This is a genomic window from Robinsoniella peoriensis, assembly GCF_000797495.1.
GTDB lineage: Bacteria > Bacillota > Clostridia > Lachnospirales > Lachnospiraceae > Robinsoniella > Robinsoniella peoriensis.
Genome location: NZ_JTGN01000001.1, coordinates 947,295 through 961,703 on the forward strand (window position 1 = coordinate 947,295; position 14,409 = coordinate 961,703).

The following is a 14,409-nucleotide window of genomic DNA, read 5'->3' on the forward strand; positions in this document are numbered from 1 at the left end:
GTCTGCTATGCTGCCGCAATTAAATCAGGTTGAAAATCACTGCGTTGCTTCCTTTCACTTTCATATTTTCTTCAACCCTTACCACTCTTTTCATTCTGTAAAAACGTATCTGAACATTGCTAACACCCTGCCCCAGTTGCCTCCCTCATTTTTTGACTGTTGTTATTTATTATCAGACACGCTTTAATCAAGTACTTGATACAAACATCCGCAAGTTCATGACACTTACGTTTTTTCGGGATGTTTTTATTTAAACACACATTCTGAGGTTCGTAAATTCGATAAATTTAGATCATATTATAATATCTTTGTGAATTTGCTTTTTGCATCCAAAAATATTTTAAATATATTGACAAGGGATTCATCAGCCTCTATGATTAATCTAAATTTTAATTCTCAGTAATACAAGTTCCACTATAACAGATAAAACGGAGGTCCTGATATGAACCGTCTGCTTTCCAGATTTTCCCTGCGCTTCGTTATTATTATATTCTGCCTGCCCTTTCTGATTTTGCTAACTATCACCTTTATGGTCTTCTATCAGACTGGTACCAGCCGGTTTTCTAAAATGATGGATAAAAATACCAGAACGCTGGTTGCACAGACGCGGGATTCCATAAATGACAGCCTGGAAAATGTATATTATCTTTCGAACTCATTGACTTCTTCCCATACATTTTATAAAATCCATGATAATATTGGAAATAATAAGGCACCGGTCACTCCTGAAAAATACCTGGAGTTCTCCAAAAGCCTGCGCAGCTTTCTGGAACATAATCCTACTCTGATTGACTCGATTGGGGTATATTTTACTGATAACTCTGTAAATTTGTATCTCTCCAATAAGATTAACTGCGTAATGCAGCCCTCTTTTCAATTTTCAGATTATTATAATCGGTGTGCTCCTTTTCAGCTGAACTGGCTCACTTCCAGAAATGATTATCCTTATGCTGTAAATGCTCAGGATGAGGCTCCCGGTTACAGCCTTATTGAACTGCTAGGCAGTACGGATACTGATCTTAAGGGATTCTTTCTCATAGGAATCAATGACCGTCTTTTCACGGACCAGATTAAAAACTGCCGGCTCACAGAAAACAGCAGTGTAACCATCCTTCAGGACGGTAAGCTTGTCTATCAGGATACCGCAGTCTTCGGAAATCATACACTGGACAATCTGACTGAAACTGAATTGATACAGATCAAAGAGAAAGTTGCAGCGCAGCCCGAAGCTGACAGCCTCTCTTTTGCACTCAGCGGTCATTATGCCGTTTACATGCCGCTGAGTCTGGAAGGTGCAGGTGTTTTGGCAATCATACCAATGGATGAGATGTTTCTGGACTATCGGGATTTTTCCAACACCCTTGCAATTCTGGCTGTTATCGTTCTCGCCGGATGCGCTATTTTATACCTGCTGATTTCTCAGATGCTTTCTTTTCCAGTTGTAAACCTATTAGAACAGATTGACCACATACAGGCAAGCACCCTGGCAATTCCCATTCAGGGAAGCGGGAGCAAAGAAATGCTGCGTATCAGCCAGGGAATCAACAATCTCTTATCCCGTATCCAGGTGCTGATGGATTCGCTTCAGACAGAAATGCAGGCAAAACAGATTACTCAGCTTCAGGCACTCCACTCTCAAATAAACCCTCATTTTATGTACAATGCACTGGATGCCATGAAACAATTATGTGAGCTGGGAGAAACAGAAAAAGCAGGACAGATGATTGACAGCCTCGCCATGTACTATCGGATCGGTGTGAGCAAGGGGCGGGATATCATCCGCCTGAATGAGGAATTAACTCATACGGATATGTATCTGGGTATTTTGAAAACCAGATTCGAAGATTTCCACTACGAACTTACTATTCCCCGGGAGCTTATGGACTGCACTATCATTAAGATAACGCTTCAACCCATTGTTGAAAATGCCCTTTACCATGGTCTTCGCCCTTACCGTACCGATGGGCATATCCGGATCACAGTCAGCCGTGAACAAAATGATATCTATATCCGGATTGAAGATGACGGTGGGGGAATGGCAGAAAATGTGTTAGAGGAAATCAGAACCTCTCTGAATGCCCCCGCCTGTACGTTTAAGGATCAGTCAGTAAAAATTTACGGCGTGAAAAATGTCCATGACCGTATCCGCCTTACCTATGGAAAAGGTTACGGACTTTCCATTCAAAGTGAATTAGATAAAGGAACTGCAGTAACAATCAAAATACCTTATAGAAAAGAGGAATGTATAAATGACGAAAATACTATTTGTGGATGATGACGCCATTGCCCGCCGTAATATCGAAAACAGGATTCATTGGGCACAGAATGGTATGGAACTTATTTACTCTGCCAGAGACGGCATAGATGCATTGGAGTATATGAAGGATCATAAGCCGGACATTATTATCTCAGACATAAAGATGCCGGTTATGGACGGCATTGAAATGGCGATGATCGCAAAGGATTATTACCCGGATCTTAAATTTATTTTTCTCTCCGGATATAAAGAATTTGAATATGCACAGCAGGCACTTAAACTAAACGCGGTTGATTATTTAACCAAACCGGTTGATACCGGGCAGCTGCTTTCTATAATCAAAAAAGCCCAGTCCCAGCTGGAAAAAGAAAAAAATATTGATCTTATCCTCCAGGAAAAATATCCTCTGATAAAACGACATTATATCTCCAAACTGATGAGGGAAAATTTTCAGGAAATGGATGATTCCGTATTTAAAGCCTTTGATATTAATTTAAATCAGGGGCTGGGCGTTGTGGGTTTTATAGACTTTCCCTATGGGCAGGATCAGCCCCTGGATTATATTGGCACCCGGATCCAGGATCTTTGCAATATGCTCACCTCAAAATATAAGGGCAGTTTTTTCTTCTGCATGGATACTATGGAAATCTTCATGGTTTATACCAACAGCGACAGCAATGCCAGATCCCGTTTTGAGGAATATCTTAGGGAACTGGAATCCTTTGTGAACCTTTATCTGGATTCTGTCTTTCACACTAAGGCTGTTTTTCACTATGGTACCACCATGCATAACCTGAATGATTTCTACCAGTCTTACCAGACCGCCCAGCAAAGCCTGAACTCAGAAGCAGACAGTCTGCTCTTAAACATAAAAAAATACATCGAACATAACTATGGAAACTCCGAACTGAGCCTGATCATGATCGCCAGTCATTTTAACATTAATCACTGTTACCTGACCAGTATTTTCAAAGCTAAATTCGGTATCAATCTCTACGATTTTCTGATCCAGATCCGTATGGAAAGGGCAGGCGCATTTATCCGTACTACCCAGTTAAAGAATTATGAAATTGCCGAACGGGTGGGCTATAAAAACAGCCAGTATTTCTCCGTCAGCTTCAAAAAATATTTCAGCTGTACGGTAACGCAATATCGTGACCGTGTAAAAGACCTGATCAGCTGAAACCCGGAGTGTCAGGCCCATTTTTTCTCATCTCACCCGGTGAAATTTTATACCTATGCTGAAAGACACGATAGAAATAATTGCGATTGGTAAATCCCAGTTCCTGCATTACATAAGTAACCGTCCTGCCTTCTTCCGCCAGCATTCTCTGTGCCTCTTTTAATGCGAAGGACTGACTGTATTCCCCAAGGGTCATGCCGGTATACTTTTTTACAATACGATTCAGATAATCGGGATGGTAATTGAAATCTAAGGATATATCTTTTCTGCTTACCGCACGGTGCTCCTGCTCTAAATACTGCGTCAGACGCACAAACAGATGATCTTCTTTTCCTGAATCCAAACGAATATGGCTCATCCTGAATTTTTCCCCGTCTTCGAAAAGTTCAAATAACGAGCATAGGATACCCTGTATAAAAAAGAGGCTGCCTGTTTTCGTATTAAGAAGCTCTACTGCAGCCTGATCAAAATAATGTAAAATCTGTTCGTGCACAGAAGACATAGCATCGCTTCTCACAGGGGCAAGATCTATATAATTTTTTTTATAATTTTTTGTTTCCCTGATGCAGTCATCAAAAAAATGAAACAGGACGGATTCCTTCTTTTCCCCCTCCCGATAGAGTTTTCTGCCACATTTCTTCATAATATCCTCTATAAATTCCGGAGACATGCACAGAAATACAGCTTCAAAATCGGTGGAAAACTCTTCATTATGGCGCGTGCTGCAGTTAAGCAGACATCCATATCCCGCCTGATACTGATAGCTTGCTTTTTCAATATGCTGGCAGACTTCTCCCTTTAGAACATACATAAACTCAAAGTAATTATGCTGATGCATAGGGCTTTTGCTGGGCTCCAGCTCATCATAGTCACTCAAGTCTACTTCAATATCAGCATGCTTTCCAAATGCAAGATCCACTAATTTCATCCGCTTTTTCTCTTCAGACATCCTGCAGCACTCATAAGTCAGCCCAAACGGCATCTGAAGCAGATAAAATTGTGACTCCTCCCTTCCGGATTCATTTATGGCAACGATTTTATTTCTGGCTTTTGCATAGGGATTTATTGACTCCATTTTTGCTCCTTTTCTGATTCAAAAAACGTATCTGCCGTTTGGGATATATAAATATTTATCAAAATCATCTGCTTTATTTTGAGAACCGCACATGATAATTGCTGCATGTAAATCAGTATATGTATATCAGTATATGTATATCAGTATATATATATCGATTTGTAAATCGGTATATGATACAAACATCAGAATCAGTACGGTTTTTGACCTTGTATTTTCCATCTTTTTATATAGAATATAACATATACAGATATAAATGTCTATTTTAAAGACAGAACACGGCAGCTATTATGAGAGGAGATTCTTTATGCTATCACAATCATTTAACGCTGGATGGAATATCAAAGTAGGATTCAACCAGCCATTTTCAAACCTGTTTTCAACGGAACTGGATTTAGGTACACCGGTAACCCTTCCCCACGACGCAATGATTCTGGAACAAAAAACCCCTGACACCAAAAACGGGAAACAGACCGGATACTATCCGGGTAAATCATATCTCTATACTAAAATGTTCTTTGTCCCCAATGACTGGATGGATAAAAATATTGTACTGGAGTTCGAAGGAGTTTATCCCAGTGCGCTGGTATATATCAATGGTGATTTTGCCGGAAGCCATCATTCCGGGTATTCCCAGTTTACCATTCAGGCTGACGGCTTCCTTATCCCCGGCCAGGAGAATAAAATCGAAGTGGCTGCAGACAACAGCAGTGAAGGGAATACCAGATGGTATTCCGGCAGCGGCATTTACCGAAATGTAAATATCTATGTCAGTGAAAAACTTTATATCCCGGTAAATGGTCTGCAGATCGATATCCCGGAAATTGATCAGGATACCGCCGTCCTGTGTATTAAAACAAAATTCTGCAATGAAACACTTCGTACACACGATTTAATCCAGATTACAGAAATTCTGGATGCAGAAGGAACAATAGTGAATTCCGAGGAAACTGCAGTCACTGCATATCCGCATAAAAATATACAGACACTGCAGCGGATTCCGGTCTGGGAGCCTCATTTGTGGGACTGTGACTCTCCTTATCTCTATACCTGCAGAACCAGATTAAAAGAAGGGGATACCATACTGGATGAAGCTGTCAGCACTTTGGGTATCCGTAAATTGCAGTTAGACTCCCGTCATGGCCTGCGTATAAATGGTAAAGAGGTGAAACTCCGGGGTGCCTGTATCCATCATGACAACGGAATTATTGGAGCCGTTACTCTGGAAAAGGCAGAGGAACGCCGCTGCCGCCAGATGAAAGAAGCCGGTTTTAACTGTCTGAGAAGCTCCCATCATGCAATGAGCAAAGCTATGCTGAAAGCCTGTGACAAACTTGGCATGTTAGTAATGGATGAACTGTCAGATATGTGGCATATCCGTAAAAATCCGCATGATTTTGGAAACTATTTTGAGGATTTCTGGGAAGATGAAGTGGAGCGTATGGTAGCGAAGGATTACAACCACCCCTCAGTTATCATGTATTGTACCGGAAATGAAATACCCGAGGTGGGAACCAAACGCGGCGCTGAAATGAACCGCAGAATTGTGGAAAGAATAAAATCCCTGGATTCTGCCCGCTACACCACCAATGCCGCTAACAGCTTTCTGGCACTGCGAAGTGACATGCAGCCGCTGCTGGAAGAAGCCGTTAAGGCTACCGGTATGGAACACATTTTAGAACAGACATCGGGTGCCGGGGAAGGAGGCATTTCCGTTATGAACGCTTTTGCCAGCCTGATGGAAGGTCCGGCTAAAGATTATATAGATGCCAGTTCTACCTTGACAGATCTCCTGGAAGGGTTTAGCGGTGGTCTGGACATCGCCGGATTTAATTACATAACCGGGCGCCATGAGCTGGAGGCCCAGCTGCATCCCAACCGGCTGGTTCTCGGTACTGAGACCTATCCTTCCGAAATCGTCAGACTTTGGGATATCGTGGAACGCAATTCCCATGTCATCGGTGACTTTACCTGGACAGGATATGACTATCTGGGAGAAGCCGGAATCGGTATTTTCTACTATAATGGCATCAACGGTTTCCAGGATCACAATTATCCGGACAGTATCGCATATATCGGAGACATAGATATTACCGGATACCGCAGACCTATTAGCTATCTGCGTGAAATAGTGTTCGGATTAAGAACAGCACCCTACCTTGCCGTAGAAAGAGTGAACCATTATGGCAAAACCCCGGGGAAAACCACCTGGATGCACAAAGATAACATTGCCAGCTGGACCTGGGATGGGTACGAAGGGAAACCTGCTGTGGTAGATATTTTCTCTTCCAGCGAAGAAGTGGAATTGTTCCTGAATGATATTTCCCTGGGCAGAAAACCAGCCGGAAAGGCAGCCGGGTTCATCGCTTCTTATGAAATTACCTATGAGCCAGGAACACTTATGGCTGTCAGCTATCAAAACGGAATGGAATCAGGACGGGATATCCTGCAAACCGCAAAAACACCTGTAAAAATATCCCTGTCATCTGACCAGCCTGTCTTAACCGCTAATGGAAATGATCTGGCATACGTTACAATCGGGCTTCAGGACGAAAACGGTATATTCAATCTGCAGTCAGAAACTGTAATTCATATATCTGTTGACGGTGCAGGTACTCTGCAGGGATTCGGCAGCGCTGATCCTCATACCAGCAATCATTATTATACAACAGCATGGAATACCTATGACGGACGCCTGCTGGCTGCCATTCGATCCGGCTTTGATCCGGGCGAAATAAAAATAACGGTTAGCGCAGACGGACTGGATAAGGAAACCTTGGTTATTACAGTGGAATAAAGGTTCCATTTTCAAAACAAAAAAAGTGTTGCAAATGACAAGAATTTCATCATTCTGCAACACTCTTTTTTAATTTTTAATTTAAACTTATGCTACACAAACGTTAACAGCCTGTGCGCCACGGTTTCCAGCAGTAATATCAAATGTTACAGCCTGTCCGTCTTCTAAAGATTTGAAACCATCTGTTGCAATTCCGGAGAAATGTACAAATATATCTTCTCCTCCTTCATCGTTTGTGATAAAACCAAATCCTTTTTGTGAGTTAAACCATTTTACTGTACCTTTATTCATGAAAGATACCTCCTAATATTTTATTATACTTTTCATTAAAATAAAAAAATCACACATTTTTGTAAATCATTAAATTAAGAAATAATGACTTACAAAAATATGTGAAATCCAGATCTCATTCAAAATACTATTTCATAATAACATGAGATAATGCTTATGTCAAGATAAATATTAATTTAATTTTCATCTTATTTTCATCTGCCAAATCAATAATAAATAGACATTACATTACACCATATGATATTATGAAGTAAATTAGAATTTGCAAGAGAGGAGAAGTAAAATATGTGTGCTGACTTTATAAACTTAACACCAGAAAACCTTGTCAATCAGCATTTATGCTGCATTATCCGCAGTAAAAAGCCCCATCAAGGTATTGATGCAAAGCGGCAATGGCTCTCAGACCGGCTTAATGAAGGTCATGTATTTAGAAAGTTAAATGAAAAAGCAACTGTTTTTATTGAATATGCCCCCCTTGAAACAGCTTGGGTTCCCATAACCGGTGATAACTATTATTATCTGTATTGTTTATGGGTTTCTGGCAGTCACAAAGGAAAAGGATATGGGAAATCTCTGATGGAATATTGTTTGGCTGATGCCAAAGAAAAGGGTAAATCCGGCATATGTATGCTTGGAGCAAAAAAACAAAAGTCCTGGCTTTCCAACCAGGCATTCGCGAAGAAATTCGGCTTTGAGGTTGTTGATACTACCGATGATGGATATGAATTGCTTGCTCTTTCTTTTGACGGTACCACACCAAGGTTCGCACCAAACGTTAAAAAACAAGAAATTGAAAGCAAAGAGCTAACCATTTATTATGACATGCAATGTCCCTTTGTATATCAAAAAATTGAGTTAATAAAACAGTATTGTGAATTGAATGACGTTCCTGTATCTTTAATTGAAGTGGATACACTGCAAAAAGCAAAGGAGCTGCCTTGTGTTTTTAATAACTGGGGTGTGTTTTATAAAGGAAATTTCGAGACAGTGAATTTGCTGGATGTTACCTACTTGAAGCGAATACTAAAAAAATGAAAATACAATTCTAAACGAACATTCAGTTAGGTGCTGCAGGCATTCAACAACGATGTAAATCAGCCTGTGAAAGGATGTTGAAATATATGAAATTTAAAGGTAAAATAGCAGTTTGGTTTTGGGCTTTAGAAATTCTTGCTAATGCAATGATACTGTATGATCTTATATTCAAAAGGGACAATATTATTGCATTAGTGATTGGCGGAGTAATATTGAACCTTGTATTTATACCTATTATTGTAAGAAACTATGTTTTGCTGAATGACGAATCCATCACATTGTATTTTGGCTTCGGAAAAGAGTCGATAAAGGTTAATGAAATTCTGGAAGTATATCAAACACATAATCCGATTGCATCAAGTGCGGCATCTTTAGACCGTATTGTAATAAAAGGCAGAAGAAGTGAAATTATGTGTTCTGTCAAAGATAAAACAAAACTAATTGAGGAAATAAAAAAGATTAATCAGCAGATTGTTTTTCGGGGGAATTTCTAGATCGTACCATTTCATCTTAAATTCAGGTTTAGCTGATTATGGGAAGCTTGGTAGATCGATCGGTAGTGTGCGGATAGAGAATGGGGCATTCACAGAGAAATGTATCAGGATTTCTCTGTGAATGCCCCAGCCGCTAAGATGCTTCGGGAAGGTTAGAAAATACCAGTTCTGCAATCTTTTATTTTACACACTGATCCACCCAGGAAATAAAATTAGTTGTGCTGTCACCGGTACGTTCTGCCGTTGTATGCGCCTGATTCCATACGGTTTCAAATTCTACGGATTTCACGTCTTCGCACTGCTCTAACGCCAGAGCCAGGTTTGTCTCTACTGTTAAAGCGGTGTCTCCCTGCTCTATGCCCGTGTGAATTCTCCAGTTTTGCGCTACTTTGGATGTGGCATAACCTTCATAGTAATCACAGAGATAATACATTGGATTATACATATTCTGGCGATAAGAAGAACTGTTCCCCAGTGCATCTAAAGATAATAAAGCATTATTATAAGATTCCACGTAGGAAGTATCCCAATTACTCAGTTCCGCGTATTTTTCCTGATTTTCTTCTAATAGTGACGCTATCACAGAATCAAAATGCATGGCATCCTGTTCGTCATTTCCAAACAGCATGTTTTCTGCCTGACTGCAGTTGAGATCGTCAAAAGCCCCCACATCCTTACTGGCTGTTTTGCAGTGTTTTACAAATGCTTCCATATTGGTTATCTTGGCAGTGTTGGATGCCTGGTCATAGGTAACCCATACCTCTTCCTCATTTAAAGACGCAATATAATCCTGCACGGTTTCATAAGTTGTTCCCCCATTATCGGAAGAATCCGCCCCCATCTCAGGCATGGTACCTTTTTCCGGTCTTTCACCATCTACCCCTTTACCGGTTATACCCTCAGGAAGTTCTCCTTTTTCATTACTGCCGTCAAAACCTTCAGGCGGTCCGTCCGTGCCTTTGCCATCAGATGGTGTCTGACTGTCACCGCCAGCAAATCCCCCATCCGGTCTTGTGAAGCCGGCTGTTGCTGTATACGGGAAAGTAGTATCACCCAGAAAATTATTCAGGGAAGTTTCCACAACCGATATCAGATAATTGTAATAACTTCCTGCTGTATAAATTCCTGTTTCACTCTCTTCCAGTGTTAAAGCGTTACCATTTTCATCCTTAAGCCCAAGTTGATTAATGTATTCTGCATATTTCTCCGACATATCATCCGACAGGGCTGCCGTCCAGGTACCATCTGCCCGGGTTCCTTCCGAAGCATACTGCCCCAGATTCCATTCATAGGCTTCATCCGCATAATCAAGACTGGTAATCGGACACCAGCACATAGAACCGCATACTGCATCACTAATATAATTTCCATCATGATCTTTCATTGCAGCCCCAATTTCCATTAGATAAGGATTATATAACCCGCTGTCTCCCGATGCCCCGGCAACAGCACTTTGAGCTCCTCCTCCGGACATACCAAAAGTAAAAATGCGTTCTGTATCGCCCGGCAGCAAATCATCATTATATCTGTAATAGCGAATCGCCGCCTTCAAATCCGTAACCCCCCAGGGTGCACCACCGCTATAACTTAAATTCCCCGCATCATCATAGCCATTATTTCTTCCCCTCATCCCGGCATAGACATAGATATACCCGGCTTTCAGATAATCAGCTAATCCCTCATAGCTGTATGCGGAAGGTGCCTTTTGAGCCGAATACCCTGCTGTATTAATTGGAAATACAATAGGCGCTGTACCGGCTGTGTACCCATTTACCGATTTCTCTGCATTGATTTTGCATGTATAAGTACCGTCATCATTTTCTTTGCCATCCATATATGAACCCGGAACATATATTCCCATTGTTTCATATTAAGATGCTGCGGGCATAGAACAATAACCCACCTGAATCTGCCAATACACGTCATTCTCGGCATCGTAATTCCATGCAGTGTCCGAAAAAGTAAGATTCTGATTGTCCTGCTGGTATTCCGTCAATAAAACAGCGTTTTGACCCGGAGCATCTGACCCTGCATCCATTGTTCCTGTGTCATCTGCTTGCGTTGTGCCTTCTGCTTGCGTTGCACCTTCTGCTTGTGTTGTGCCTTCTGCTTGCGTTGCACCTTCTGCTTGTGTTGCACCTTCTGCTTGCGTTTCACCTCCTGCTTGCGTTTCACCTCCTGCTTGCGTTTCCTTATTTGCATTCTCCGACGTGTTCTGTTCTGTGCTGCTTTCTGCATTCCCATTCCTGCACGCCACAAGTGACGCTGTCATGGACAACACAATTACCACTGTTAGAAATTTACTAAATTTCCTCATTGAAACCTCCTTTTTCTCAATTCCAATTTTATAATGATATATTTATAAAAGCAAAAAGAGCGCAAATCCATACAGAAGTCTGGACTTACACTCTCGTTGCTCAACTTGGTTTATAGTATATCATTTAATCAATGAAAATAATGTGAAAAATCAGCGAAATAAATGTGAATTTCCCGTATAAATACACCCGCTGCTTATACATAATAACATTATAAAATATGCGTATGGCGATATTTGGAGGTGCACCCATTGGATCACGTAATTCTTCACTCAGATATGAATAACTTTTATGCCTCCGTAGAGTCCCTGTATAATCCGTCTCTCAGAGGAAAGCCCATGGCAGTGGCTGGTGACCCGGGAGAACGTCACGGGATTGTTCTGGCAAAAAGTAATGAAGCGAAAAAATATGGAATCCAGACCGGAGATCCTCTTTGGATGGCAAGACAGAAATGCCCTGATATTCTTTTTACACCGCCCCATTACGACCGCTATATTGAGTTTTCACAGATGGCACACGAAATATACCAGGATTATACGGATCGGGTAGAATCTTTTGGTCTGGATGAATGCTGGCTGGATGTAACCGGCACATCTTCTTTGTTCGGTGATGGCAAGCAAATTGCGGATCATATTCGTGAGAGAGTTAAATTTGAACTTGGAATTACAGCAAGTGTAGGTGTTTCTTACAATAAAATATTTGCAAAACTTGGAAGTGATATGAAAAAGCCGGATGCAACCACCGTCATCGGCCATGATTTTAAAGAAAAGATCTGGCATCTGCCGGTTGACTCCCTTTTATATGTAGGCAGGGCAACTTATCAGAAATTATTAAAATGCCGCATTCGCACTATCGGAGAACTTGCACAAACAGATGTCCGTTTTCTGGAGCAGCTTCTTGGGAAAAATGGTATTATGCTCTGGTATTTTGCAAATGGTCATGACACATCCGCTGTGGCACATATCAGTTCACGTCGCATTATAAAAACCATAGGAAACAGTACAACCGCTCCCCGGGATCTTATTTCAGATGATGAAATTAAAATTACTCTGATGATTCTCGCCGAAAGTGTAGCCGAACGGATGCGGGCAGACCATTTTTATTGCCGGACCGTGCAGCTCAGCATTCGGGATAATACTTTATTTTCTTATGAAAGGCAGGGACGGCTTCATTCTCCTACGTGTACAGCGCAGGAAATTTATGATAAAGCATACGAATTATATTGTAAAAACCGACCTGTAAATCCGGTAAGAAGCCTTGGTGTAAGAGCCTGCAATCTTATGCTTCAGGAATTCCAACAACTATCCTTTCTGGACGAAGCAGTAAAAAGACAGAAACAGGAAGAATTAGAACGCTCCATAGATTCCATAAGAAAGCGGTTCGGACACTTTGCCGTACAAAGAGGAATTATGTTAACTGATCCGGTTTTATCCAACCTGGATCCGGTGGCTGAACACACCATCTATCCTGAATCGTTCCTGAAAAGTAAGTAACACATTTCATACTTTGTGTTGCATGCTATTTCAGGTTGTGCAGCGGCCGGTAATAATATTTATATAAATGGTAATCCTAGTACTACAATGAACAGTTTATAGGTGGCTTATGGCTCACTATTCAAAACTTCTTATGAGTCAACGCTTGAAATTGAGACTCCCTTTAGGTTTAGTATATTGGGGTTTAGCTGAGGAAGGGGACGCTTTGTAGATGGAAGTAGTGCGCGAAAAGAGAAGGGGGCGGACCATGGCAGGCGTTTGGAAGGCTTACCGCAGAACTGGCATTTTCTAACCTTCCCAGAGCGCTTTTTGGCGGCACGCGGGCATTCGCTCCGAAATCCTGATGCATTTCGCAGCTCACTGCCCGCTTAGTATCCGATGGGAGCCAGTCGAATACTATCCGCCAAAAAACACTCCGGCAAGGTAAGTAAATGAACTGTACCCTTTGTCAAGGACATTTTAAAAAGTGGGGCACTTTTTTCGCACCTTTACTTCCAAAGTATCCTGCATACAGGTACACCTCTTTAAATGTCATGGTATTCTATGAAATTTTTTAACTATCCGTATTTTTCTGATATAATTGGCATCCAAGTTCTTCCGGTTTTTTGGCTATGACCGGATGCGCAGGTATTTTGGGAACATCCAGTGGATATTCTCCAGTGATGACAAATTTATAAAACTCATTGGGTGCAAGCTTCGCCAGATGCCATTGGTACCGCTGATTATTATAATAAGCCATGTAGTCATCAATGACAGAYTGTACCTCTGCAAAGCTTACGCATTCAGCCAGTTTTGCCTTGATATGGTCCTTCATATGCCCAAAGAAACTCTCCTGGGGCGCATTGTCCCAGCAGTTGCCACGCCGGGACATGGACTGGCGCAGCTTCTTGTTATAAAGTATATGAAGAAAACTTTGGCTGGTGTAATGGCACCCCTGATCACTGTGGATGATTGTTTCTGCTTGAAGTGAGATCCCATGATCGGCCACCAGTTTATTGACCGTTTCAAGAACAAAATCCACTTCCAGGGAGTCACTGAGCACATAAGAAAGTATCTGCCTGGTAAAGGCATCCAGGATGGTTGACAGGTAGGCAAAGGATCCGCTATAGGACAGATAAGTGATATCCGTCAACAAGACTATTCTTGGTCCATAACATTCGAACTCACGGTTTAGCAGGTTGTCCGCTACATTGCTGGTCCTTAGTGCCTTTGCCATTCTTTTATATGGATTTGGGCCTCGGTATGGACAGGAGAGGTGGAACTTTTCCATCAGCCTGCGGATTTTTTTCAGGTTCATGATCACCGGCGGGGTCATATGGAGCAGTTCCATATAGATGCCCCTGGCCCCTTTGGCATAACCATGCAGCCTGTAAGCGGCCAGAACCAGATCAAAATCCTCACGGTCCTTCTGTTCCTGAAGCGAACGGACAGGAGCTGCCTTTATCCAGGCGTAATAACCGCTTCTGGAA

11 protein-coding genes are annotated in these 14,409 nt (G+C 41.7%); 6 read left to right on the forward strand and 5 right to left on the reverse strand.

The genetic code is table 11. The features are described 5' to 3' along the window. Window positions 1-442 precede the first annotated feature (442 nt). Together QR40_RS03885 and QR40_RS03890 are read left to right on the forward strand one after the other, a co-directional pair. Window positions 443-2,275 carry a sensor histidine kinase gene (locus tag QR40_RS03885; RefSeq protein WP_044293396.1) on the forward strand — a complete coding sequence of 611 codons (1,833 nt, stop codon included), beginning with the start codon at window positions 443-445 and terminating at the stop codon, window positions 2,273-2,275. Next, window positions 2,250-3,440 carry a response regulator transcription factor gene (locus QR40_RS03890; protein ID WP_027292082.1) on the forward strand — a complete coding sequence of 397 codons (1,191 nt, stop codon included), beginning with the start codon at window positions 2,250-2,252 and terminating at the stop codon, window positions 3,438-3,440. Before QR40_RS03885 ends, QR40_RS03890 begins: the two co-directional genes overlap by 26 nt. Here the strand turns inward: QR40_RS03890 and QR40_RS03895 are convergent. Continuing rightward, the gene (locus QR40_RS03895; protein WP_044293400.1) at window positions 3,433-4,515 is read right to left on the reverse strand and encodes a helix-turn-helix domain-containing protein; all 1,083 of its coding nucleotides are present in this window, start codon (window positions 4,513-4,515) and stop codon (window positions 3,433-3,435) included. The genes QR40_RS03890 and QR40_RS03895 overlap by 8 nt on opposite strands. A 307-nt stretch (window positions 4,516-4,822) precedes the next feature. On the opposite strand from QR40_RS03895, the gene QR40_RS03900 reads away from it, so the two are divergent. Beyond that, on the forward strand, window positions 4,823-7,312 hold the full coding sequence (locus tag QR40_RS03900; RefSeq protein ID WP_044293401.1) for a glycoside hydrolase family 2 protein: 2,490 nt from the start codon (window positions 4,823-4,825) through the stop codon (window positions 7,310-7,312). Between the two features lie 87 nt (window positions 7,313-7,399). Here QR40_RS03900 and QR40_RS03905 read toward each other — a convergent pair whose 3' ends face one another. Next, a complete protein-coding gene (locus QR40_RS03905) occupies window positions 7,400-7,603 on the reverse strand; it encodes a cold-shock protein (protein WP_027292085.1) in 204 nt (67 codons plus the stop codon). Window positions 7,604-7,888: 285 nt separating this feature from the next. On the opposite strand from QR40_RS03905, the gene QR40_RS03910 reads away from it, so the two are divergent. Further along, the gene (locus QR40_RS03910) at window positions 7,889-8,638 is read left to right on the forward strand and encodes a GNAT family N-acetyltransferase (protein ID WP_044293402.1); all 750 of its coding nucleotides are present in this window, start codon (window positions 7,889-7,891) and stop codon (window positions 8,636-8,638) included. Between the two features lie 86 nt (window positions 8,639-8,724). Next, window positions 8,725-9,132 carry a PH domain-containing protein gene (locus QR40_RS03915; protein WP_044293404.1) on the forward strand — a complete coding sequence of 136 codons (408 nt, stop codon included), beginning with the start codon at window positions 8,725-8,727 and terminating at the stop codon, window positions 9,130-9,132. 178 nt (window positions 9,133-9,310) lie between these two features. Here QR40_RS03915 and QR40_RS03920 read toward each other — a convergent pair whose 3' ends face one another. Further along, window positions 9,311-10,993, reverse strand: a complete 1,683-nt coding sequence (locus tag QR40_RS03920) for a subtype A tannase (protein ID WP_052430681.1) — start codon at window positions 10,991-10,993, stop codon at window positions 9,311-9,313. A gap of 9 nt (window positions 10,994-11,002) precedes the next feature. Next, window positions 11,003-11,449, reverse strand: a complete 447-nt coding sequence (locus QR40_RS29470) for a hypothetical protein (protein ID WP_052430682.1) — start codon at window positions 11,447-11,449, stop codon at window positions 11,003-11,005. Between the two features lie 276 nt (window positions 11,450-11,725). On the opposite strand from QR40_RS29470, the gene QR40_RS03925 reads away from it, so the two are divergent. Beyond that, complete coding sequence (locus QR40_RS03925) at window positions 11,726-12,940, forward strand: DNA polymerase Y family protein (RefSeq protein WP_044293549.1); 1,215 nt, start codon at window positions 11,726-11,728, stop codon at window positions 12,938-12,940. Window positions 12,941-13,493: 553 nt separating this feature from the next. Here QR40_RS03925 and QR40_RS03930 read toward each other — a convergent pair. Then, window positions 13,494-14,409 (reverse strand): IS3 family transposase (locus tag QR40_RS03930; protein ID WP_044293406.1); only part of this gene is annotated, 916 nt, incomplete at its 5' end.